Below are 22668 nucleotides of genomic sequence, written 5' to 3'. Positions count from 1 at the left end.
CCTCTCTTGAGGCAAGGGAGTACCGAGGTAGACGCAGGCCGGTTGTCTGCCGACCCCCAGGTTCATCAGGTGTGGACGCAGGGATGTCCCACATCTCATAGCTGGCGAATGGGCGATGGATTGATGGACTCACTGGTGGGCACCGGGCAGGGTGACTGGACGGAAGAAGGTCAGACCCGAGTGCAGCGCCGGGACGTGCCCCGTGGGAGCGTGAGTATGACCCGGTCGAGTCCTGATCCTTCGATTCTTGGGGCACACCACTGGGTACGAGAGTGGACATCTTCTAGCAGCAGGTTACCCCGCCCTGTACACGTGTGGCGAGCCGTTCCGCTCCTCCAATCATCTGAGCTGTAGGGGATCGGTGGGCTGGACGGCCTCGCCGGACGTGCATCGAGGCAGCGAGTGGCCGGTCACTCCAGGACGATCGCGTCCGGAGTGGCCGTGGTGGCACGCATCGTGACGTCGATCTCGGCACCCACGGTGACGTTCACCCCACCCGGCACCCAGACCAGACTGGCCTGCATGTGGGGTGGCTCGACGAAGAACCGTTTGCGGCCCCCGATGCTGAACGGTGACAGGGCCAGCCGGGAGGCGTTGAGCAGACCACCCGCAGCAGCCGTGAGCTGCTGGCGCACCGAAGCGCCCGGGGTCGGGGCGCTCATCGCCACCCCGTGGCTCGTGCCCCCGTCGACGACGACCACCTGGCCGCCACGCGGATCGGGAACGGCGCGCTGCCAGTAGCCCACCCGCTCGCCGCGGCTCACCTGGTGCACGTCGGTGACACTCGAGGTGTAGCGGTAGGCATCCGCGCCACCCAACCACAGGTGCGTACCGACCCGGCGTCGCACCGTCACCGGCATCCGATGACGCAGCACGTCGAGCTCGTCGTCGTCCAGGTGCGAGACCCACAACGGGACCTTGCAGGCCGCCACGGCAGAGGTGGCAAGATCGGTGGCCTCCTGCAGGTGCTCACCTGTCATGGGCAGGTGGATCGTCCAGCCGACGATCTCCAAGCGATCCTGGCAGGCAGCCACCGCATGACGGAACTCCTGGGGAGCCAGCCCGAAGCGCAGCATCGAGGTGAGGACCTCCAGTATCACCCGTAGTCCGGGGCGTGACTCAGCCAACGCCTGGGCGTCCGCCACCCGCGAGACCGTCATGATGACCCCCGAACCACTCCGGGCGGCCTCGTCCAACATCTGCTCGACGATCGGATCGCCGGGTCGCCACGGCGTCAACACGACGACGTCACCGGTGAACCCACCGGCGCGTACCGCCGCGACCTCACCGGCCGTCCCCACGGCGACGACGTCCGCCGTCAGACGTGCCGCCTCACCAGCCAGCCGCTCCAGCCCGAACCCGTAACCATTGCCCTTGATCACCGGTACGGTCAGCCGGTCGCCGGCCAGAACGGCATCCTGGTGCGAACGCCAGGCTGCGGTATCGACGTGCATGACGAGACTCATCGGCTCCTCCGCTCCATGTAGAGGTCGAAGGCCTTGTAGAGCAGTGGATCGATGACGAGGTCCCACTCGCCGATGTAGCTCACGGCCTGCCCGCCCGAGCCCACCTTGAACTTGATGAGGCCGAGCTCGGGATCGTCGGCGGTCAATCCCTCGGTGATGCCGCGCATGTCGTAGACGTCGGCGTCGACCGCCATGGCGTCCTGGATCATCTGCCACTGGATGGCGTTCGATCCGCGTACCTCGCGCTTGGCGTTGGTGGAGGCGCCGTAGGAGTACCAACAGTGCCGGCCCACGTGGATCCACGTTGTCGCGGCGACAACGTCGCTCTCGTGGCGAGCCAGGTAGACGTGCATCCGATCGGGATCCTCGGCATTGAGGGCGTCCCACATGTGTTCGAAGTACTCCAACGGACGTGGGGTGAAACTGTCGCGCTCGGCAGTCTCCAGATAGACGGTGTGGAAGGCAGCCAGGTCGTCCCGACCACCGGGGACCACCTCGACGCCCTTCTTGGCGGCCTTGCGAATGTTTCGGCGCCACAGCTGATTCATTCCAGCCAGCACCTCGTCCTCGCTCAGACGTACCCGCTCACCGTCCTTCCACCGCACGAGGGGCAGCTGGAAGTTGAACTTGGGTTGGCCGGCGGCGAATCCCTGCTCATCCTTTGGTGGACGCCACCCCAGGTGGCGCAGCTGGTTGGCCAGGTAGGTTGCTCGGCGGTTCGTCCGGTCGGCAGGCACCTCGGACAGTGCCGTGACGGATTCATCGGCGATGGCTGCCTTGATGGTGTCCTTGGCCCACACGCGATGTGGCAGGGTGGGGCCGATGCGCAGGGCGAAGGCGCCGCGAGACTTCACGTGGCTGCGCAGGGCGGTGAGGATTTCCGGCAGCTCAGGGGAGGACCAGTCCATCACCGGGCCCTCGGGCAGGTAGGCCAAGTAGCGGTGCAGTTTGGGCACCTGGCGGTAGAGCACCAGGCCGACACCAAGCAGCTCGGTGCCGTCCCGCACGATCCCGATGGACTCAGAGCGCCAGTCGGTTTTCACCTGCGCCCAAGCTGGGGTCTGCAGGAAACTCACCGTTTCGCACGCCTGCGACCCCGGGCTCGCCCAGTCCTGTAGAAAAGCCAGATGTTGATCGGCAGAGATACGTCGTACCTGAATCGTCACCCCTCAACCATACGGGGTTCACGAGTGCCCAGCGAGCTCGCGAGCCGGGAGTTTTGTGCACCCGGATGCCACGAGGCGGGACGCGGCTGATCGAGAAGGGGTGGTGGAGCCGGAAAGCTCGTGGAGTCTGGGAGTGAGGTCCGTGGTGGATGCACAAAATTGTCAGGCGAGCGGTGGATGAGTCAGATGAGGGACTGTGGCACCGGTGAGTCGGGATTTTTGTGCATCGAGGCTGGCCGGCGACTGCGATCCCAGGGGGACGAGACTCGGGTGGGCGCAGAGGCGTGGGCGGTCGCCTAGGTGGGGGCTCCTGGATGGGGATGCTGCGAGCCGGGAGTTTTGTGCCTCGGGATGTGTGGCCGGTGCGTGGTCGGAGGCTGCTGTCTGAGTCGTGGAGTTGTGTCTGGGCATGGGCCTTGCCAGCGGTGTGCACATTTTTGTCAGGCGAGGGGTGGGCGAGGCACTTGAGTGACGCGACGGACGGCGTGCTGGGATTTTTGTGCTCTGGGTTTCCGGACCTGCGCCCTGTGCGCATCAGGCCCTGTGGGAGGCGCCCCGAAGGTGCGGTTCTGTTGAGGCCACGCCCCTGTGCGCATCTGGCCCTGTGTTCATCTAGCCCTGTGCCCCATCAGTGCCGGTGCCTGATCCAGCCTGGCCCTGGGCTGGTCAACGGATTCTGGGGTGAGCGGCAGGAGACCGCTGTGCAGATGGCGTCCCTGAGCCCCGTCACATTTCGTCGGGGTACGGCACCACGGGAAAGCAGACGTCGCAGGTGGGATCGTCGATGGCGGCATCGTTCCACTCACCCCAGTACACCTCGCGGGGAGCGCCGTTACGCTGCCAACCGCGATCGGTGAGGTCGGCATCCAGGCCGGCGTAGATCTCGTCGATCTCGGGAAAGGCAAGCTCAGCCCGGCTTACCGTCACCCACGCTTCCACATGCTCCGGCTCCACCCGCCGAATGATTCCCTCGGGCAGCTCCAGTCGACGCCCGAAATCGGGGTCGATGGGCTGGCACACCTCCACGGTTCCCGGAGAATCCACCGTCAGACCGTCGTGGTAGATGACGAACGGGTACCCGTTGCCCTCCAGCAGTCGCGCCATGCCGTTCATCGCCTCGTCGATGAACTCGTCGAGCCCGTCGACGCTGACCCGGCGATTCACCGAGATGATGTGTTGATCGGCAACCACTCGTCTGTGGGGCTCCTTGGCGTTCATTGTGGGCTCCTTACGATTTTTTGGGGGGTGAAGGCGGCTTGGTCTGGGTGATGCCAAGGTGAGGGGCCGGTGCCCAGACGGCTCTGGGACGAGTGGTTAGAGGCAGTTTCAGCCATCACCTGTCGACGACGGTCGGCGCGTCGTCGATCTCACTTGGAATGGGGCTCCTCACCGGCAGTTTTCGTCGTCGACCGTTCCAGGGCGAGGGTGCGGGCGTACTCGGCAAGGGTGGGCATCCCGTATGCCCGGGCGGTCTGGTCATGCAACTCGATGATCTGACGGCGCACTCGTTCGGAGAACTTGTGGGCGATCTCACCAGGGGCCGGCTCCATCGGGTGCCCGTAGACGACGTGAACCGGCGGACGCCCCTTGGGCAGCCCGCTGTCGCTGGGCATGGCGGCGAAGGCGCCAACGATGGCCACCGGGATGATCGGCACCTCACGCGAGATCGACAGGGCGGCTGTTCCGGGCTTGAACGTCCCCATGGCGCCGGTGCGGGACCGGGTGCCCTCCGGGAAGATGAGCAGCGGCACGCCGTCGGTGAGCAGGGACCCGGCCATCCCATGCGCGGTGGTCCCTCGAGTGGCCACCCGAGCCTTGCCCTTGCCTCGATCGACCGGAAAGGCATTGAAGAACATCACCGGTGTGATGGCGTGTAGCCAGTTGGTGAAGAAGTGGTCGGCAGCTGCCCCGGTTGCCAAGTACTTCGACAGCCGACGTGGCATCGACCCGAAGATGAGCGGTGTGTCCAGGTGCGAGGAGTGGTTGGCCACGACGATGTAGGCACCGTCCAGGGAATCCAGATTGGCAACTCCGTGCACGGTGACATCGGTGAGACGCCACACCAGCGGCTTGAGCAGCAGCAGGTTGGCGGCCTCTCGGCTCACTGCTGACAGAGTGCTGGTGTAGCGCCCTCGAGACTTGGTTGGCTTGGCCCCCATGTCATGTCTCATGGGTCAGGCCTCGGTGCTGTGTGTGGAGGGGGCGTCGTGCGTGGTGGGGGAATTCGTCGTTTGCGGGTGGTCGTCCTTGTCACGACTGGAACTCAGGGTGCGGGAGAGGAACCGCATTGCTGAGTGCGGGGCGTGACTGGCCACTGCGATGAACAGTTTCCACAGCGGGGTCGGCACGCTCACCACCTTGCCGCGGTCCAGATCGGCCAGGGCCTCGCGCACCAGCACGTCGGCCGGGATCCAGAAGAAGTCCGGAAGGTGGTTGGCCGTCACCCCGGCACGGGAGTGGAACTCGGTGTGCACCCAGCCGGGGCACAGGGCCATGGCGTGCACGCCGGTGCCGTGCAGCTCGTTGGCCAAGCCCTCGGTGAAGGTGAGCACCCAAGCCTTGAGGGCCGAGTAGTTGCCAGTGTTGATCCAGGCGCTGGAGCTCGAGACGTTGAGGATGGCACCGTGCCCACGGGCAACCATGGCGCGCCCTGCCGCCGCCGACAGCTCCAGAACGGCGCGGCACATCACCTCGAAGGCGCGATTCTGCAACTCCAGCGAGTCGGGATCGAGAATCTTGGCGTGCACGGCAAAACCGGCGTCGTTGACGAGCAGGTCGATGGGGCTGTCCGAGTCTTCCAGACGCTCCGCCACCGAGGCCACGGCGTGCCGGTTGGAGAGGTCGGCCTGGATCGTCTCCACGCTCACGCCGTAGCGGGCCTCGATCTGCTCCTTGATCTGCGCCATCCGAGTGGTGTCCCGGGCGACGATGACGATGTCGTCGCCCCGTGACGCCAGCTGGGTGACGAACTCCCGGCCAATTCCCGACGTGCCGCCCGTGACCATGCTCGTTGCCATGACCACCAATCTACGGCAGCTTGCTGCCTCAGACCACAGCAGCCGAGGACTCTCTGGTTAGTCTTGGCCCATGAGTGCTCATCCCATCGGTTCCCACGTCAGTCTGGACGACGTCCTTGGCGGCCGTGTCCTGGGCAATCTGGCCCAGGTGACGGTCTCGGATCCCCAGTCGTGGAAGAAGCCACGCTTCGACAACCCGGGCGGGGCTCAAGCCGTCCGGGAGGCGGCGCAGAAGGCCGGTGTCACCGTGGTGGTCCATTCCCCGTTCCTCATCAACCTCGCCTCACTCAACAACCGGATCCGCATCCCGAGTCGAAAACTCGTTCAGCAGACTCTCGACGCCGCAGCTGAGATCGGGGCGATCGGTGTCGTCGTGCACGGCGGGCACGTGCGTCAGGGTGAGCCGATCGAGAAGGGGCAGGACAACTGGCGCAAGGCCATCGACGGATTCGACTTCCCGGTGCCGCTGTTGGTGGAGAACACCGCCGGCGGGGAGAACGCCATGGCTCGCACCTTGGAGCGACTCACCGGCACCTGGCAGGCAATCGGGGCGGCGCGGGGTGCCGAGAACGTCGGATTCTGCCTGGACACCTGTCATGCGTTCGCCGCCGGTCTGGACATGGACACGCTCGTTGACGACATCCGAGCCATCACCGGACGCATCGACCTGGTGCACGCCAATGACTCCCAAGGGGCTGCGGGATCCGGACGTGATCGGCACGCCAACCTCGGACAGGGGCAGATTGATCCGCAGACATTGGGCGAGGTCGTTGCTGCCGCCGATGCCCCGACGGTGGTGGAGACCCCGGGTGACGAGTCAGATCGCAGAGCTGACGTCGAGTGGATCGAGCAGGCCCTGGAGCGGCAGTGAACAAAAATGTCACCAGCCCGGGGCGTGCGTCCCGATCGTGACTGCAGCCAGCGCGGGGCGGTATTTTTCGCAAGCTCTGGTCCGACGCATCGAGTTCTGACCTGCATCATGCTGGTCCGGTCACACCCGGTGGCTCCAATCACGTCCCGCTGAGCGGCGCTGCTCTGATTGGGTTGTCGAATTTCACCGGGCGGGACTGGGGCCGCACCGGGCAGCGATTGTCCGTGGCCCGGGCACCGTGCGCAAGGTCGTTTTCGCCGGGGCACTTGGTCTTGGCTTCACGCCCCTCGGAAGAGATGGTCAGGCCCCTGTGGGCTCCTGGCCCGTCCCCCATGGAGCGTCATGCTGGCGTTTGGAGTGTCATGCTGGCGTTTGGCCCCTGTGCGTGGGCTCCTGGAGGGGCGCTGGGGAGAAAGTCCGATGGCAATCGAGATTTTCCGGGCGGAGGCTGCCCACGGCCACACAGATTTGCCGAGGTTCGCGGTCAGGTCGGGTTCCTTGGGCAGGATCGCCCCACCATACTCGCGTTTTCACCGCAATCGTGAGCTGCCATGCATTGCAAGGACGGAGGACTGCCGGAATGGACAGTTCTGTGCAACGAGTGGCGTGGGAGGTTGCCGTGGTCGAAGTGGTGAGCTGGTGGCTGGAACAGGGCTGGGGAAGGTCTGCGTGCGATCGTGCTGCCGTCCGTCTGACGTGATCACATTCCTCGGTCACCACGGATCAGGCCTAGGAACTCGGCAGCCATTGATCGGGACGTGGTCGCATTCCTGGTTGGCCACCGGTCAGACCGCCAGTGGCCGTAGGATGGATGCCATGAATTCGCTCTGCGGTCAGGAGTCATGATGACGCAGGAATTGGCCGTCAACCACTTGGCGCATCTGTTCGCCCGCACGCGGTCCCAGCACGGTTTCCGTCCGGCCACCCGGGTACGCCGTGACGGGGAATGGGTGCTGCACACCTACGCCGAGCTGGGGCGTCGGGTGGACGCCATCGCCCGCTGCCTGGTCGATCCGGGGTTCGTCACCGACGACGGACTGTGCCGTGACGATCGCATCTCGATCTTCGCCCACAACTGCCCGGAATGGCTCGAGCTGGATCTCGCGGCGTTGACGGTCGGCGCGATCCCGGTGCCGATCTTTCCCACGAGCACCCCCGAGCAGATCGTCCACATCATCTCCGACGCGCAGGTGCGGGTGCTGGCCGTCGCCGACAAATCCTTGGCACAGCGCGCCTTGAGCGTCGCCGACCGCATGCCGAGCCTGGAACGAATCATCGTCCTCGACGGTGACCTGCCCGACGATCCTGCCATCGCCACGATCTCCTTCGCCGATCTGGTGGCTGGTGGTGGACTGGACGACTCCGGGGCGCTGACGTCAGATGGTTCGCGGTGGCCCGCCGTCGCGTCTGACGCGCAGCCCTCGCAGACGGCCCGCGTCGCTGGGCAACCAAGGAAGGGACAGTCAGAGCCAGGAGATGACCGACTGCGAGATGAACGGTCGGAGGGCTCGTCCAGCAGCGATCGTCCCAGCGCCGCCCAGGCGTCCACCGACCAGTCCGCCGGCCCCGTCCGTGACGCGCAGCAGGATCATCGTGCCCAGCTCGACGCGATTGTCGCCGAGCGGATGGCTCAGGCTCGCCCCGACGACGTCGCTGCCCTCATCTACACCTCCGGGACCACGGGTTCCCCCAAGGGAGTCCTGCTCACCCACGAGGGTGTGCTGTCCGAGATCGCGTCGCTCGACGCCTTCTTCGACTTCCAGCCCACCGACCACTCGCTGTGCTTCCTGCCCCTCTCCCACGCTTATGAGTGGGGTTGGTCGATGACGCTCATCAGTCACGGCTGCCTCAACACCTTCGTCACCAACCCCAAGACGGTCGGTTCGATGCTCGCTGAGGTGCGTCCGACGCTGTTCGTGAGTGTTCCCAAGCTCTACGAGCAGGTCATGACGGTGGCTCAGGAGAAGGTCTCCGACTCCCCGGCCAAGAAGCGGATCTTCGACTGGTCGTTGCAGGTGGGCAAGCAGTGGTGGGACGTCGGCGAGGCCGGCGGCACCCCCGGGCGCATCCTCAAGGTGCAGCACAAGCTGGCTGACGCCTTGGTGCTGCACTCCATTCGCGACGCCGTCGGTGGCCCCAAGAAGGTGCTGGCCGCCGGTGGTGCCCCACTGCGCAAGGAGGTTGAGGAGTTCTTCGCGGCCTGTGGGATCCTCGTGAGTCAGGGCTACGGACTCACCGAGGCCAGCCCACTGGTGAGCTTCAACTGCCCAGCAGCCCACAAGTTCGGTACCGCCGGACGCCCGATCCACGGTTCCAGGATCCGCATCGCCGACGACGGCGAGGTGCAGTACTGGGGCAAGAACGTCATGAAGGGCTACTGGAACCAGCCGGAGGCCACCGAGGCCGCGTTCGACGACGGGTGGCTGCGCACCGGCGATGTCGGACGTCTAGACGAGGATGGCTACCTGCTCATCACCGACCGGCTCAAGGACATCATCGTCACCCTCAACGGCAAGAACGTCGCTCCCCAGCCGATCGAGGCCGAACTGCTCAAGGACCCGCTCTTCGAACAGGCCGTGATCCTGGGCGACAATCGTCCCTGCCTCACCCTGCTCGTCAAACCGTCCCTGCCGCAGGTCGAGCAGCTGGCCGAGCGCCTCCACATCACGAGTCTGTCGGCCAACGAGAAACTGCGCAGCCCGGAACTGGCCGAGGAGATTCGCAGGCGGGTGGCCGAGCTGAGTGCCAAACTGCCCCACCAGGAGCAGATTCGGGATCTGAGCGTGCTGTGGGACGAGTTCACCACCGACAACGGGCTGCTCACCCCGACCCTCAAGGTGCGTCGTCGTGAGGTGGAGAAACGATTCGCCGAGCTCATTGAGGAGATGTACTCCAAGATCGCCATCCGACGTAGGGGCGGTGCCGGCAAGGACGCTCGCAGGAACGGCAGGGCGCACAAGGACGACGGGTCCAGCGTGAGGCATTGAGTACCGCATGAGGACGAGCCTGAGCGAAGAACTCCGGCTGGGGGAGCGGGCAACATGAGATGATTTTCGATCCGTGGTTCGGGCCAGGGTCCCGGGTGGGGGCAGGCCAGGGGAAGATCTTCAGCTCGATTTCCCCACGAACGGACCTGTCCTGCGACCGGGATCCGACCAAGGGCGCCTGCTTTCCCTCGCTCACCTCTGGGCAATCGTGCCCACGGGGGCGGGGCCAAGGATCACGTCCACCCCGACTCTCATGGCCTTCCGACCGTACCCACGTGGGGTGCGAGGCTCCATGGGGTGACTGTGCGGCATGGGGTCGGGCTGTGCGGCCTGCCCCTCTGTGCCCCCGGAAAGTAATGACAAAAATTCCCACCAGACCCCCGCCTTCCGCACTCTCGTAGACTTTCACCCATGGGACTGCGCAATTTCCTCACCAATCACGGCATGCCCTCCGACGGTGTCGACGTGCCCACCGCACTGACCGCCCTGTCGAAGGGTGGGGTTCTCGTCGACGTGCGAACCGTGGGTGAGTTCGAGGCTGGCCATGCCCCCGGCGCCCGATGGGTGGACCCCAAGGAACTGCTCGCCGACCCGGTGTCGGCCGTCTGGGCCGATGACCCTCTGGCGGAGCCGGACCCGCATTTCGTGCTGATGTGCGACACGGGACTGCGCTCCGGACATCTGGCCCATGCCGTGCGGGAGCAAGGTTTTCGAGTCGATTTCATCACCGGCGGTCTGCTGGCCTGGCGCGAGGCGGGGGAGATCCTCATTCCCGGTCCGGAACGTCGACGCTGAGACGGTCGACCTCATTCGGCGTCATATTTTTCGTGGGCACCGAGAATCCAGCTTCGCTGGTCGGTGTCATTTCCCCTTGGCTTGGTCCACGGGGCCTGAACAGATATAGTGAAAGCTCGGCGTCCTGTATAGACGTCGATGTCACCCCAGCCAACTGGAGTGGCAGGCATTACGCCCTCCTGCCACGGGACGTACCCGTGGCCGCAGAGACCAGAGGAGGTGGAGTCAGCGTATGCGTAAGTACGAGGTCATGATCCTCATCGATCCCACCGTCGAAGAGCGCCAGGTCGATTCCGTCATGGAGAAGTACCTGAAGGTTGTCACCGACGAGAAGGGAACCGTCGACAAGGTCGACGTGTGGGGCAAGCGTCGCTTGGCCTATGAGATTCAGAACAAGTCCGAGGCGATCTATGTCGTCCTCAACGTGACCTGTGAGCCGGCGACGGTTCAGGAGATTGATCGTCTCTTCGCCATTGACGAGAAGATCATGCGTACCAAGGTCATGCGTCCGGAGATTCACTGAGCAAACCCTCACGTGAGAGGACGCCCGCTGCGACTACCGGGCACTTGGTTGCCGTGTGGACCTGCTGGTCGATGAAGTTTGACAGGAAACTGTCTCACCAGTCGGGTAGACATGGAACCAACGGAGTCACGTGAGTGACCCATCGATCCACGCCTTTCTGATTCGGAGTCTCACATGGCAGGAGAAACATCCATCACCGTGATCGGCAACCTCACCGCCGATCCTGAACTGCGTTTCACCCCGTCCGGGGTTCCCGTGGCCAACTTCACGGTCGCCTCGACGCCGCGCACCTTTGATCGTCAGACCAACGAGTGGCGTGACGGCGAAGCCATGTTCCTCAACTGCTCGGTGTGGCGGCAGTATGCCGAGAACGTCGCCGAGTCGTTGTCGAAGGGCATGCGAGTCATCGTCCAGGGCAATCTGCGTGCACGCAGTTACGAAGCCCGTGACGGCAGCCGTCGTACCAATCATGAGATCGACGTCCAGGAAGTGGGCCCCTCACTGCGGTACGCCTCGGCATCGGTGACCCGAAATCCGTCCGGTCAGGGCGGGGGACGGGGTTCCTTCGGCGGCAACAACCAAGGTTTTGGCAATGGTGCAAGCCAGTCGTTCAACGGCGGCGGGCAGAGCCAGAACCAGGGACAGGGATCCTACGGGTCCTACGACCAGACCAACGACAACCGCGGCGGCGGTACGGACGTCTGGGGCCAGGCCAGCAGCGAGGAACCCCCATTCTGATCCATGTTGCCTCGTGCGAGGCAACCCCCACATTCCATCAATCCATCGTCAGGTTCCGCGCCCCGCATGGGGTAGGGACAGGCACATTCCGGCGAGAGCCGGGCTTCTCAGAAGGAGAGCACCACAATGGCCAGTCCACAGCGCAAGTCTGTGAAGAAGAAGGTCGTCCCGGTCAAGACCGTCCACATCGGAGAGGTCGACTACAAGGACACCGCAATGCTGCGCAAGTTCATCTCTGAGCGTGGCAAGATTCGTGCCCGTCGCGTCACCGGACTGTCGGTGCAGGATCAGCGCAAGGTCGCCATCGCGATCAAGAATGCGCGTGAGCTTGCCCTGCTGCCGTACGCATCGACGGCTCGCTGAGGACGGAGGGACGACACATGAAGCTCATTCTCACCGCTCCGATCGACAAGCTGGGTGTTCCCGGCGACATCGTCGAGGTCAAGGACGGTTACGGCCGTAACTACCTGCTGCCCAACAACTACGCCATCCGGTGGACCCGTGGCGCCGAGGTGCAGATCGACCAGATCAAGCGTGCCCGCGCCGCCAAGGAGATCAAGACCAAGGAGCAGGCCGAGCTGGTCCGTTCCCAGCTGGAGGATCTCAAGGTCCAGATCACCGTCCAGGCCGGCAAGTCCGGACGCCTCTTCGGCGCCGTCACTCCTGCCGACATCGCCCTGGCCGTGAAGAAGGCTGGCGGGCCGGCCCTGGAGAAGCGTTCCATCGAGATCGCCAAGCCGATCAAGACCATCGGTACGCACGCTGTGGCCGTGAAGCTGCACGACTCCATCACGGGGCATGTCAGCGTCGAGACGGTCGCCGCCAACTGAGTGCGGCCTGAACCAAACTGAGTTTGGTGTGAGGGGCTCCCGGAATCCCGGGAGCCCCTCACGCATGTTTAGGGGTGTCCGTAGCGCGGCGCTGGCAATGGGACCGGCAGAGGCGGGATCGGTAAAGGGCCCCTCCCATGTTTGGAGAGCCGTGGACGACACGGTCGACGAACGACAGGATTGGTAGTCCCATCTGTGCATGTCGAGGTGGTTCTCCGCTGTCTCGGCGGGGTGAACATCACCACCCCGGCAACGCGCACTGACTCGACGGGATACGGCCGTGGTGGTCGTCGGGATCTGGTCGTGGTGGTCACTTCGTTGGGGCCAGCCGTGGTAATCACCTCGTCGGCTACCGAATGATCGCGCAATCAGTGGGTGATCTTGTTGCGAGACTTCTGCTTAATCTCGCGCACCACTCAGTCATGTCTCGTGACGGCTGGTGCAGTCTCGGTGATCCCATGGCTGACGGATTCTGGCATGACCCGTGGTCTGGAACTTTTCTGACGATGCATCACTGGTTGGGGAATCTCTGTTGCTTCGTCTCCCCGGAGTTGACATTTTTGTCACATCGTCACTCGCCTTCGCAATGTGGACTTCTCGGTTGAGGTGGTGGTTCCTCCCTGCAGCCCACATTCTGTAGCCCACATCGGGGACTGCGGGGAGGAACCACTTTCTTGAGGCATCCATCAGGAGGGGCTTTTCGGGACGAGGCTCTTCATCAGAATCTTGACGTACCGCGGGTATGACGCTCATGGCCTGGCGCTGGTGGTCTGACACTGGGGAGACTGACAATTTTTGACACTCCCCGAGAGATGTGGGCGCTTGCGTGTCGGAACTGGGTTTCCGACGACGAAGTCCCCGCCGACTTGGACCCGGAACCTCAGTCTTGAATCCGGTGACCCCGGCACCCCAGCTTGACTCCGGAATCCCAGTACCTGATTTTGAGCTTCCCGAGTGTTGTCGGCACCGCCACCGAGGCGTTCCCGCGTCATGACCAAGGGGAGTCGACAATTTTGTCACTCGGGGCTCGGTGGCGTAGTTCGCGTGACCCCATCTGCCGTGGGGTGATGTTTTTGACACCTCTGGTGTTGGCTATCACCGCTGCCGTTCCAAGGGCCCGTTTTACTGTTCTGCGGGTGGTGTGGCGACTGTTCTGCGGGTGGTGCGACAGGGGAGGGGTACCGTCCCAAGGACGTAGCAGTCTGTCCAGGGACGAGGCACTTCACACTGCCGTCCCGTGGGAGCACGCCGCTGACAATTTTTGACGCTCCGGCGGTGCCCCAGACATGTGAGTGACTGAGCCCCAGGGGAACTGACAGTTTTGTGAAGAGTCGTTGTGGGGCTTGTGCTCGTTGTGGGGGTTCGTGCAGAGGTGGTGCAAGACCACGTCAATTTTTGATAACGATTCGTTGCGAAATTTAGGTATGCTCTCGTCCATGTCAAAGGAACAGCGCCTGGTGCGGGTTCACGACGTCCGCCACGAGATCCCACACGTCATCTCGATCGACTTCGAGCCGTGCGGCATGCCACCCATCACCTCGGTCGATGACCACGTGAAGGTGGTTCTGCCACCTGATCGCTCCGATCGTCGCCATGACGACGATTCTGTCTCCCAGCCGCTGCTGCGTACGTACACTCGCCGTCGATGGTTCGAGGATGGCAGGTGGGGTATCGATGTGTTGCAGTTTGGCCCTGAAACTGGTGCTGCGGCCCACGATGGCCCTGGAACCCAGTGGTCGAGAACTGTCCAGCCGGGCGACGAGGTTGTGGTGCGTGGCCCCGGGGGCCACTGGCAGATGCCCGATGATCTCACCCATCTGCTGGTCGTCGCCGATGCCGTCGCGCTACCAGCGGTTGCGAATACCCTGGCTGTCCTGCCAAGATCCGCTGCGGCAACCGTCGTTCTGGCTGGGGGACACCATGACTACCCCCTGACTGCCGACGAGCGGTTCACAGTCGTTCGAGTCCCTCGAAGCCCTGATGGATCCCACGACCCTGCCAGTGTCATGTCAACCGTGCGGGAACTCGAACTCCCGGATGACGTCCATGCTTTCGTCCACGGTGAGGCAACAATGGTCCGTTCGGTGCGGCGCCATCTGCGTCTCCAGCGCAATCTCACCAAGGATCACGTGCACCTGTCCGCATACTGGTTCGCCGGGCGGGACGCCGACGGATGGCGAGCCATCAAGAAGGATTTCAACCAGTCAATGGAGGCCGAGTCCGGCGACTGAGCTGCTCGGTGTCGGGCATACGCGACATCCTCGATCGGGTCTTGCCCACCAGCGATCCGGTGTCGGTGTGTCGATCCGGCTGCCGTGCTCCGACTACCGGGGTGTCATGCCTTTTCGTGCCGCGCTTTCGTCTCGGCTGACATTTTTGTCACCACGGGTTGCCGGACAGCCTTCCAAGGCTCGAACCAGGCATCTGGATGCAGTAGACGTGCGGCGCTGTCACGGGCAGCACGTGCGCTGGATCTGCCACTACCAGCCCCGTGTGCTCCCACGCGTCACTACACAGGTGCCCGTGCGAAATTTCCCGCCACAGGCGGGATAGAGGCATGCATCTTCCCGATCATGCTGTGAGCCGTCAAAAATCGTCACGGTGCGGATGACAGGGGCTCGGTGGTGATCGTCAATTGCCCAGTTGCTCATCTGCCCGGACCGCACAGTGAGGTTCTCGGGTGCGTCTGGGCGCAACGCCGCCGAGGCATGGTACGGTCTCCTGCGCTGGAAATGGAGTTCGCAGATCAGAAAGTGCCGGTGCTGTCCGTATCGATCGGTTATGGGATCCACCGCTGCGGGTATCTCGCTGATGGCGGTGGTGCTGTCCACACCGGCCAGCCACGGGATCCACACCTGTGCGAGGCTGAGTGCTGTGGATGATGCAACAGGGTGATGGAGGGCGAATGCCGACGGATGACTGGCAGAGCGACGTCGTGTTCACTCATGTCATGTCCCTCGTCCTGGATGAGGCTGCGCAGCGCACCGTCTGCCACATTCGCGAACAGATGCGTGCTCACGGGCTGCCGGTGATCGATCAGCCTGCACACATCACCCTCACCTGCGTTGACCGCATCGAGGGAATCACCGCCGAGGTGGCTGGGGACGAGTGGCCGCGTGACGTCATCCTCAACGCAGCCTGCCAGCTTCCGAACTCCCAGAATGTCGTGTCACTGTGTCCACATCCGCCAGACGCCCCGCCGAGTATCGCCGCGAACCGGGCAGACGAATCGCTTGCCAGGCCACACCGGCTGCTCCATGAACGGCTCGCTGGGACTGGTGTGACGACTTTCAACTACTACGCTCCGGGGCGCTGGCACCCGCACGTCACCCTTGGGTACGGGGTGCCCGCCGAACGTCTGGACGAGGCTGCCCTTCTTCTGCAGGAGTGGGTTCCGATGCGGGTCGGGGTCGACTCGCTCACCTTGTGGCAGGTCGGTCCGGACCACTACCGATCCACGACGGTGATGAAATTGTGAGCTGGTCGGCGACCAGAGTGAACTGGTGACACGAGACGGTGGGGTGTGTCTGGGCAGGGGCCGGTCGGCGCCCTGAGCGAGCTGATTGCCACGAGACGGTCCGGTGAGTGTCTGGCGCAGCTGGTCAGTGCCCAGAGCTGTAGCGATGGCACGGGGCGATCCGGTGTGAACGGCGCAGCTGGTCAGCAGATCCGGGAGAGGCGTTCTGCAGCTTGGTATCAGCGTCTGTCGGCGGTGGCGTGGATCGGGTGCGTCTGGGCAAGGGCCGTGCAGCGCCGTGACGTGGAGCTGGCTGCGTAGCGAGGAACGCGCGTCATCACTGCAGGCCATCATCAAACGGTCACACGAGATCGCAGCAGGTTTGAGCCAGTCACGTACACTGGCCGGGCGCGTGCCCACCCGCGCGTTGGCTGATGAAAGGTTGGACAGTGAACTGGCTCCACGCCGTCATCCTCGGCATCGTCGAGGGAATCACCGAGTTTCTGCCGGTGTCGAGCACCGGCCACCTGAGGATCGTCGAGAAGCTGCTCGGCTACGACATTCAGGGGGCGGGGATCACCGCATTCACCGCCATCATCCAGGTGGGGGCGATTCTTGCCGCGATCGTGTACTTCTGGTCCGACATCGTGCGGATCGTCGTCGCCTGGTGCAAGGGGCTGGCCAACACGTCGGCTCGCGAGGATCCCGACTACACCTTGGGGTGGGGGATCATCATCGGCTCCATCCCGGTGGCGATCGTCGGGCTGGTGTTCAAGGGCGCGATCGAGACGACGTTGTCGTCACTGTGGGTTGTTGCCGGGGCACTCGTCATCTGGTCGGGCGTCATGTGGGTGGCTGATCGTCGTACCGATCTCGATCGCGGCATGAAGCAGGTGTCACTGGTCGATGCCGTCATCATCGGATGCTTCCAGGCGCTGGCCCCGCTGTTCCCTGGTATCTCACGATCCGGGGCGACGATCTCGGCGGGCCTGTTCCGCCGGTTCGACCGTCCGACGGCCACCCGGTTGTCGTTCTTCATGGGCATCCCGGCCTTGGTCGCCGCCGGGATCTACGAGGCGATCGGGGCTTCCGGGGACATCGCGCACTCCTCGATCGGCTGGGGACCGGCGATCGTCGCCACTGTCGTGTCGCTCTTGGTGGCCTACGTCTCCATCGCCTGGCTGTTGAAGTTCGTCTCGTCGAACAAGTTCACCGGGTTCATCTGGTACCGAGTGGGGTTGGGTGCGCTCATGATCGTGCTGCTGGCCACCAATGTGGTGAGCGCCTGATCGAGACGAGGGCCCAAGACCCCCGGCATGACGCCTGTAGACGCATCTGGTGACTTGGTCCAGATGGTGCGGACGCACGATTTGAGTCTGACCGCCGGTCTGCACATCGTCGCACTTACCGGTGGACAGTGGCACGGAGGGCTTGCTGCCCAAGGCGACGCTCGTCCAAGGCTTCTGGGCCTCCGTGAGGTTGTGAGCAGGGCCAACTCGGGGGGATTCTTCTGCGGCCGGGCGATATCTCGGGGGTGCTTGGTCACCCCTGCTGGGCGACGACGTTGTCACCCAGCACGGGTCGAGGCTCAGAACGGGAAGTTCGTCCGCCATTCACGTACGCTGACCACGCGGACGGCGTCTGCCGGGTAGGGGTCGGGGGCCATGAGCTGGTCGAGTTCTGCGCGGTCCTTGGCGAGGTAGACGAGCACGGCGCCAGTACCGTCCGCCAAGGGGCCGGCGTTGGCCAGCTGGTGGCGTTCCATGAGGCCGTCAAGGTATTGCAGGTGCTGGGGACGGATCGCCAGGCGCTCTTCCTCGTGCGCGGGATCGTAGCGAGTTTCGACAATGAAAGCTGACATGGCGACAGCGTAGCGCCGCGCGTCCAGGTACGCGGGGAATTGATCGATTCATGATGACGATTCTGTGGCTGTGGCGTACCGGGAATCTCATTGGTGTGCGGCACATGGTGACGGGGCTCTCTCCGCGTCACCGAGGCAGCCGCGTCGGGAAGTTCCTACGATCCCCATCACGTGACCCGTCAGGACACGCCGAGGTGGGCTGGCTGGCACCAGGTGGCACCTGTTGTCCCCATGCCTCCCGTCGCTCGTGAGCGGATGGTGTGTCGACCTGATCGGACCAGGTCAGATCGGTATCAGTCCGTCCTGGATCGGGACCAAGCCGATCTGATCGGCACCAGTCCGTCTTCGGATCGATACCAGCCAGATCGGACCGGGCCAGATCGGAACGGGCCAGATCGGACCGGTGTCAGGGGTGTGGGAAAGTACTCCACAACCATCGCCTTCCTGTGGATAACTTTTCGGAACGTGGGGACAACGGCGATGGAGCGCGGCGTGGCAAGGTTCGTTCGTGGTGGCATACTGTGCTGAAAAACCGCGTCATGTCGCGGTTGTGGAATGACACCGATGTGTTTTCCCCAGCCAGACAGGTTATCCACAACCCAGCTGTGTACAACCTGGGAACAGACGGTGGAAACGGTGGATTACTCCGATGTGAGCAGCGACTCACTGCCTGCCGACTCATTCCCGGCGACGTCGTCCGGATCGACGGTGGGCAGGTGCATGGTGAACAGGGCACCACCGCCAGGGGCCCGGGAAGCCTTGATCCATCCGCCGTGGGAGTTGACGGTGTGGGCCACGATCGACAGCCCGAGTCCGGTGCCCGGGGTGTTGCGGGACTGGTCGGATCGGTAGAATCGGTCGAAGATGTGAGGCAGGTCCTCGTCGCTGATGCCCGGCCCCTCGTCGGCCACGGTGATCGTCTCGTCTGCCATGCGCACGGTGATCCTGCCCCCACTCGGTGAGAACTTCACGGCATTGTCGAGCAGATTCGTCACGGACCGCTCGATGGCCTGCGAGTCGCCGAGCACCAGCTGCGACTCGGTCTGCACGTCGAAAACCATCGTGGGGCCGCGGCGTTTCGCCCGCTGGACGGCTCTGGCCACCACATCGGCCAGATCCATGATCTCTGGACGGGGTGGTGGGGCGTCCTCACGGGAGAGCTGCACGAGGTCGCCGATGAGTGAGGAGAACTCCCCGAGTTGGGCGGCAATGTCGGTGAGGATCTCGCCGCGTGCCTGCTCGGGAAGCATTCCGGTCTTCTGATCGGCCAGCAGCAGCTCGACGTTGGTGCGCATTGAGGTGAGGGGGGTGCGCAGCTCGTGGGAGGCGTCACCGATGAGACGTTTCTGGCGCTCCCGCGACTTCTCCAGGTTCGTCAGCATGACGTTGACCGAGGCGGCCAGCTCGCCCAGCTCGTCGTCGGAGTGCACCTTGATCGGGGTGATCTCGCCGGTCTCGGCCACCTCGTGCACGGCCCTCGAAAGATCACGGATGGGGCGGATGGTGTTGTTGGCAGCCCACAGTCCGGTGAGCGTGGTGGCAATGACCCCCACCGCTCCGGCGACGATGAGGATGATCCACAATGACTGCAGCACACCATATGTGGTGTCCAATGGTTCTCCGATGACCAGGGCGTAGTGCTCAACGGGGTCGGAATTGCCCCGGTCGATGCTCAGGGGTACGGCGACGATGCGGATCGGCTCGTTCTGCGAATCCACGCCGGTGCGCGAACTGATTCCCCAACCCAGTCGGGCAACAGCGAGTTCACTGGGTTCGGTGACGACGGTCCGGTTGGTTCCTGACACGGCTGTGATGGAGTTGTCGGCCCGTACCAGGTTGACGATGACCTCGTCGGTGACGTCGACCGAGCGGGAGCCCACACCGTCGAGGTTCTTCATGTCGACCTGGATCGGCCCGGAGACGGTGCTGGCGATCCGCGTGAGTTGGGAGTCAAGTTTGTTGAACAGCGTGATGCGGGTGGTGATGTAGGCGGCGACTCCCATGGCAATCACCGAGAGCGCCACGCTCAGGGAGACGAGCAGGGCGACACGTCGCCCCACCGTCATTCGGACTGTCCTCGTGCGTGGGTGCCAAGCTCGCAGTCGCATCCACCAGCGGCGAATCACGAAGTCGCTTCCCGCATGACGTAGCCGACTCCGCGGACGGTGTGGATGAGCCGGGGCTCACCGTTCTGCTCGGTCTTGCGGCGCAGGTAGCCGATGTAGACCTCCAGGGAGTTCGCCGTGGTCGGGAAGTCGAATCCCCACACCTCGTGCAACAGCCAGGATCGCTCCAACACCTTCTCCGGGTTCTGCATGAAGACGGCGAGCAGCGCGAATTCGGTTCGGGTCAGGGAGATCCTGCGCCCGGCACGGGTGACCTCTCGGGTCTGTGGGTTCATGCGCAGATTGGCGAAGGTGAGTGTCTCGGTGTCGGGTTCATGCTCGCTCTCGTTGCGGGAGCGGCGGGTGAGTGCGCGCAACCGAGCGAGCAGTTCGTCCAGGGCGAAGGGTTTGACCATGTAGTCGTCCGCGCCGGCGTCGAGTCCGTCCACCCGGTCGCCGACGGCGTCACGGGCGGTGAGGATGAGGATGGGGACGTCATTGCCGTTGTCGCGCAGCATTCGCGTGGTCTCCAGGCCGTCGAGCCGGGGCATCATGACGTCCATGATGACGGCGTCGGGATGGTTGCCGGACAGCCAGGCCAAGGCTTCCACCCCGTCCTCGGTCGTCTCGACGCCGTACCCGCTGTACTGCAGGGATCGTGCCAGGGACTCGCGTACCGCACGATCATCGTCGACCACCAGAATCGTCATTGCCATGTCCGCACCTCCTACCGATGGTTTCAGCTCTCGATGGTTGCGCCAGGGCCGCCGACTGGGGACGTGGGCACATCGGGTGCGGTGCCGTTCCCAGCATCACCGGCCCGAGACGCATCGGGGGCCTCCGGTGCAGTGGGGTTCTCGGCGGCAGTCGAGGCCGGGGCGCTGGCGGCGCTTGAGCCTTTTTTGGTGTGTGCTCGGTTCTTGCTCGTCGCTTTCGGTGAGTTCCGCTGGGTTGGTGTGGAGCTCTTCGTGTCGGCGGTCTCGGTGGCAGCCTCGTGCACCTTGGCGGCTTGCCGAGCAGCCCGTCGGGATGCGGCGGCAACCTTGGCGAGACCGTCGAATCGGGGTGGTGCCGGAGTGTGCGACGTGGTGGTCTTGGGAGCCTGGCCATGCTCGGTGCGTACCAACACGCCGTCCGCCTGGGGGGTGAACCATCGCACGATCCCACTGCCCATGACGTGGCACCGACCCGAGGAATGGTGCACCACCAGACAGGTTTTCTCGTCGATGGACACGGCCGAGCCCAGATGACCGGACTCAATCGCGCTGACGAGCACCCCTTCGGGACTCAACTGGTCAAGATGGGTGCTCACCGTCAGACCGATGAACCCCAGACCCTCGACGATCGTGAGGTCCTCGAACCCCCTCGAACCGGCCTCGGGGCCAATCTGACGCCCATCCAGACGCCATCCTCCGGCCAGGGTGGAGCACGAGCAGATCATCGCTCCGCCCGAGAACCCCAGCCACGGGGCGCCGCTGCGCACCATCCGGGAGAGCTGCTCGGCCGCTGGCCCCAGCCCGGCAAGATAGCCGGGTACCCAGCCGCCGCCGACGATGATTCCTGCCAACTGGTCGAGATCGGCGGGAAGCTCGTACTGGGGGTTCTCCGGCCAGGTGGGCACGCCGTCAACGATGGATGAGGTTCCCGGGCCATCCAGGTGAATAGGGACGATGGTGGCTTGAGGCCATCGGGAGCTCACGATCTGGCTGAGCTCCGCCATCTTCTGCTGGTTCTGCTCAGCCGGCCCGGTGACGGCGATTCCGACACGATCACCATGTGGGCGAGCCTCGTCGATGAACTCGTCATAGACCTGCTGCAACGATGCGTCATGGGGGCCGCCGACCAAGAACAGACTCATGGGACACAGCCTAGCCGGGATCGGCGTCACAGGCCGTTTCGACGCTCGCGGCAGCTGCTTACCGACCGGCACTTTTGGCAGCCAGCGCATCTCTGCCCGTGCCCTCCTCGGCATGGGCACTGTGCCCTCCACGGTGTGGGTGGATGTCATGGAGATTTCCCCTGTGGCTGCAGATTCTGCTCACCGGTTCTGTGCAGGTGACGCTGGTGTGCTTGTGCGGGTGGCGTCGGTGTCTGTGCGGTGGTGTTGGTGCGTCTGCCCCGGTGTGTGGATCGGGGGCGGTGTCTCATCGGGGCTCCGGGGGATGTGTGCTGAGTGACTGTCTCGTTGCGTGGGTCGAGGGCTTCGGGGGACGTGCTGAGGGGCTCCTCGTTGTCCTCGTTGCGTGGATCGGGCTGGTGTCAGCTCCTGGGGATAGCTGAGGGGATGCCCCGTTGTGCAGGTCGGGGCGGGGCTTGCAATGTCTCGGGGCTCGGGTATGGAAGTGCTCGCATCGGATGGCAATTTTTGACGGTTGCGGCCCCACTCAGGCAATCCACGTGCATGAAGGGGCTTGGCCTGTCAATTTTTGACAGGTACCTCTCGGCCACGTCTCTCAGCAGATTCTCGCTCGTAGGGCCTTCCCTCGGCAGAACTTTGCCTCAGCCAGAGTCTCGCTTGTGGCCCTCGCCTCAGCGGAGCCTCGCCTGTAGGTCTTCCCCCAGCGGGGCCTCGTAGGCCTCGGCTCGTGCTCTCGCCATCGCAGCGGACACTTCACCGTCCGTGCCGACACGGATTCCGTGCTTCCCAGATCCCCGCGTGCCGTGTCTTTCGCAAGTCACTGAGGTCTTCCGCAAGTCGCACCAGGTGGGGGAGTGTCGATTTCTGACAGCACCGGCCCCCCTCGGGCACATCATTTACCCGCAGGGGCTGGGCTGTCATTTTTCGTCAGTGGTCACCGCACCGAGCATGTTCTTGACGCAGACAGGGCATGCTTCTGGTGCGGATCGGGCAT

General features: G+C 64.1%; 19 protein-coding genes and 1 pseudogene. 11 read left to right on the top strand and 9 right to left on the bottom strand.

The window, feature by feature from the left end; genetic code table 11:
- Window positions 1–410: 410 nt before the first annotated feature.
- The 5 genes from ACP8JZ_RS09010 to ACP8JZ_RS08990 all read right to left on the bottom strand — a co-directional run bounded on the left by ACP8JZ_RS09010 (window position 411) and on the right by ACP8JZ_RS08990 (window position 5649).
- Entirely contained in the window at window positions 411–1466 is a 1056-nt protein-coding gene (locus ACP8JZ_RS09010; RefSeq protein WP_484482445.1) for an alanine racemase, read from the bottom strand.
- A complete protein-coding gene (locus ACP8JZ_RS09005) occupies window positions 1463–2632 on the bottom strand; it encodes a lipid II:glycine glycyltransferase FemX (RefSeq protein WP_484482444.1) in 1170 nt (389 codons plus the stop codon). Before ACP8JZ_RS09005 ends, ACP8JZ_RS09010 begins: the two co-directional genes overlap by 4 nt.
- 726 nt (window positions 2633–3358) lie before the next feature.
- Window positions 3359–3850, bottom strand: a complete 492-nt coding sequence (locus ACP8JZ_RS09000; protein WP_021105234.1) for a GyrI-like domain-containing protein — start codon at window positions 3848–3850, stop codon at window positions 3359–3361.
- A gap of 149 nt (window positions 3851–3999) precedes the next feature.
- Entirely contained in the window at window positions 4000–4791 is a 792-nt protein-coding gene (locus ACP8JZ_RS08995; RefSeq protein WP_286322267.1) for a lysophospholipid acyltransferase family protein, read from the bottom strand.
- 15 nt (window positions 4792–4806) lie between these two features.
- The gene (locus tag ACP8JZ_RS08990; protein WP_484482443.1) at window positions 4807–5649 is read right to left on the bottom strand and encodes an SDR family NAD(P)-dependent oxidoreductase; all 843 of its coding nucleotides are present in this window, start codon (window positions 5647–5649) and stop codon (window positions 4807–4809) included.
- 70 nt (window positions 5650–5719) lie between these two features.
- Here ACP8JZ_RS08990 and ACP8JZ_RS08985 point away from each other — a divergent pair, with 70 nt between their 5' ends.
- The 11 genes and pseudogenes from ACP8JZ_RS08985 to ACP8JZ_RS08935 all read left to right on the top strand — a co-directional run bounded on the left by ACP8JZ_RS08985 (window position 5720) and on the right by ACP8JZ_RS08935 (window position 17139).
- Window positions 5720–6520 (top strand): deoxyribonuclease IV, encoded by an 801-nt coding sequence (locus tag ACP8JZ_RS08985; RefSeq protein ID WP_484482442.1) that lies wholly within the window; start codon window positions 5720–5722, stop codon window positions 6518–6520.
- 842 nt (window positions 6521–7362) lie between these two features.
- Window positions 7363–9507, top strand: coding sequence for an AMP-dependent synthetase/ligase (locus ACP8JZ_RS08980; RefSeq protein ID WP_484482441.1), 2145 nt, complete (start codon window positions 7363–7365; stop codon window positions 9505–9507).
- A gap of 411 nt (window positions 9508–9918) precedes the next feature.
- Window positions 9919–10302, top strand: coding sequence for a rhodanese-like domain-containing protein (locus ACP8JZ_RS08975; protein WP_484482440.1), 384 nt, complete (start codon window positions 9919–9921; stop codon window positions 10300–10302).
- Window positions 10303–10534: 232 nt separating this feature from the next.
- A complete protein-coding gene (gene rpsF, locus ACP8JZ_RS08970; RefSeq protein WP_021103558.1) occupies window positions 10535–10825 on the top strand; it encodes a 30S ribosomal protein S6 in 291 nt (96 codons plus the stop codon).
- Between the two features lie 174 nt (window positions 10826–10999).
- On the top strand, window positions 11000–11563 hold the full coding sequence (locus tag ACP8JZ_RS08965) for a single-stranded DNA-binding protein (protein WP_021103557.1): 564 nt from the start codon (window positions 11000–11002) through the stop codon (window positions 11561–11563).
- Window positions 11564–11689: 126 nt separating this feature from the next.
- Window positions 11690–11926: a 30S ribosomal protein S18 gene (gene rpsR / locus ACP8JZ_RS08960; protein ID WP_021103556.1), complete on the top strand. Its 237-nt coding sequence runs from the start codon at window positions 11690–11692 to the stop codon at window positions 11924–11926.
- Between the two features lie 17 nt (window positions 11927–11943).
- Window positions 11944–12393, top strand: a complete 450-nt coding sequence (gene rplI, locus ACP8JZ_RS08955; RefSeq protein ID WP_023034587.1) for a 50S ribosomal protein L9 — start codon at window positions 11944–11946, stop codon at window positions 12391–12393.
- A 1424-nt stretch (window positions 12394–13817) separates the two neighbouring features.
- Window positions 13818–14123 (top strand): annotated as a pseudogene (locus tag ACP8JZ_RS08950) (siderophore-interacting protein); the annotation flags it as partial.
- Between the two features lie 66 nt (window positions 14124–14189).
- Window positions 14190–14624: a siderophore-interacting protein gene (locus tag ACP8JZ_RS08945; RefSeq protein ID WP_484482841.1), complete on the top strand. Its 435-nt coding sequence runs from the start codon at window positions 14190–14192 to the stop codon at window positions 14622–14624.
- A 674-nt stretch (window positions 14625–15298) separates the two neighbouring features.
- Window positions 15299–15871, top strand: a complete 573-nt coding sequence (locus ACP8JZ_RS08940; protein WP_023034585.1) for a 2'-5' RNA ligase family protein — start codon at window positions 15299–15301, stop codon at window positions 15869–15871.
- Between the two features lie 428 nt (window positions 15872–16299).
- Window positions 16300–17139: an undecaprenyl-diphosphate phosphatase gene (locus tag ACP8JZ_RS08935; RefSeq protein WP_306516672.1), complete on the top strand. Its 840-nt coding sequence runs from the start codon at window positions 16300–16302 to the stop codon at window positions 17137–17139.
- 299 nt (window positions 17140–17438) lie between these two features.
- Here ACP8JZ_RS08935 and ACP8JZ_RS08930 read toward each other — a convergent pair whose 3' ends face one another.
- The 4 genes from ACP8JZ_RS08930 to ACP8JZ_RS08915 form a co-directional block, all read right to left on the bottom strand.
- Window positions 17439–17711: a YciI family protein gene (locus tag ACP8JZ_RS08930; RefSeq protein ID WP_023034583.1), complete on the bottom strand. Its 273-nt coding sequence runs from the start codon at window positions 17709–17711 to the stop codon at window positions 17439–17441.
- A 641-nt stretch (window positions 17712–18352) separates the two neighbouring features.
- Complete coding sequence (locus ACP8JZ_RS08925) at window positions 18353–19777, bottom strand: sensor histidine kinase (protein ID WP_306516671.1); 1425 nt, start codon at window positions 19775–19777, stop codon at window positions 18353–18355.
- A 56-nt stretch (window positions 19778–19833) separates the two neighbouring features.
- Entirely contained in the window at window positions 19834–20526 is a 693-nt protein-coding gene (locus tag ACP8JZ_RS08920) for a response regulator transcription factor (RefSeq protein ID WP_323459904.1), read from the bottom strand.
- Between the two features lie 29 nt (window positions 20527–20555).
- Window positions 20556–21674, bottom strand: a complete 1119-nt coding sequence (locus ACP8JZ_RS08915; RefSeq protein ID WP_484482439.1) for a type 1 glutamine amidotransferase family protein — start codon at window positions 21672–21674, stop codon at window positions 20556–20558.
- Window positions 21675–22668 lie beyond the last annotated feature (994 nt).

Source organism: Cutibacterium sp. LaCa_286 (assembly GCF_057198075.1).
Note: the sequence above shows the minus strand (reverse complement) of the source record. Positions and strands in the feature narration are given on the sequence as shown.

What these genes read in the sequence shown, in the direction of transcription:
- rpsR (WP_021103556.1), top strand. Translation starts at nt 11,690, where the DNA reads ATGGCCAGTCCACAGCGCAAGTCTGTGAAGAAGAAGGTCGTCCCGGTC.
- ACP8JZ_RS08945 (WP_484482841.1), top strand. Translation starts at nt 14,190, where the DNA reads ATGCCCGATGATCTCACCCATCTGCTGGTCGTCGCCGATGCCGTCGCG.
- ACP8JZ_RS08925 (WP_306516671.1), bottom strand. Translation starts at nt 19,777, where the DNA reads ATGACGGTGGGGCGACGTGTCGCCCTGCTCGTCTCCCTGAGCGTGGCG.
- ACP8JZ_RS08930 (WP_023034583.1), bottom strand. Translation starts at nt 17,711, where the DNA reads ATGTCAGCTTTCATTGTCGAAACTCGCTACGATCCCGCGCACGAGGAA.
- ACP8JZ_RS08940 (WP_023034585.1), top strand. Translation starts at nt 15,299, where the DNA reads ATGCCGACGGATGACTGGCAGAGCGACGTCGTGTTCACTCATGTCATG.
- ACP8JZ_RS08990 (WP_484482443.1), bottom strand. Translation starts at nt 5,649, where the DNA reads ATGGCAACGAGCATGGTCACGGGCGGCACGTCGGGAATTGGCCGGGAG.
- ACP8JZ_RS08980 (WP_484482441.1), top strand. Translation starts at nt 7,363, where the DNA reads ATGATGACGCAGGAATTGGCCGTCAACCACTTGGCGCATCTGTTCGCC.
- ACP8JZ_RS09010 (WP_484482445.1), bottom strand. Translation starts at nt 1,466, where the DNA reads ATGAGTCTCGTCATGCACGTCGATACCGCAGCCTGGCGTTCGCACCAG.
- ACP8JZ_RS09000 (WP_021105234.1), bottom strand. Translation starts at nt 3,850, where the DNA reads ATGAACGCCAAGGAGCCCCACAGACGAGTGGTTGCCGATCAACACATC.
- ACP8JZ_RS08995 (WP_286322267.1), bottom strand. Translation starts at nt 4,791, where the DNA reads ATGGGGGCCAAGCCAACCAAGTCTCGAGGGCGCTACACCAGCACTCTG.
- ACP8JZ_RS08975 (WP_484482440.1), top strand. Translation starts at nt 9,919, where the DNA reads ATGGGACTGCGCAATTTCCTCACCAATCACGGCATGCCCTCCGACGGT.
- ACP8JZ_RS08915 (WP_484482439.1), bottom strand. Translation starts at nt 21,674, where the DNA reads ATGAGTCTGTTCTTGGTCGGCGGCCCCCATGACGCATCGTTGCAGCAG.
- ACP8JZ_RS08985 (WP_484482442.1), top strand. Translation starts at nt 5,720, where the DNA reads ATGAGTGCTCATCCCATCGGTTCCCACGTCAGTCTGGACGACGTCCTT.
- ACP8JZ_RS08965 (WP_021103557.1), top strand. Translation starts at nt 11,000, where the DNA reads ATGGCAGGAGAAACATCCATCACCGTGATCGGCAACCTCACCGCCGAT.
- ACP8JZ_RS08920 (WP_323459904.1), bottom strand. Translation starts at nt 20,526, where the DNA reads ATGACGATTCTGGTGGTCGACGATGATCGTGCGGTACGCGAGTCCCTG.
- rplI (WP_023034587.1), top strand. Translation starts at nt 11,944, where the DNA reads ATGAAGCTCATTCTCACCGCTCCGATCGACAAGCTGGGTGTTCCCGGC.
- rpsF (WP_021103558.1), top strand. Translation starts at nt 10,535, where the DNA reads ATGCGTAAGTACGAGGTCATGATCCTCATCGATCCCACCGTCGAAGAG.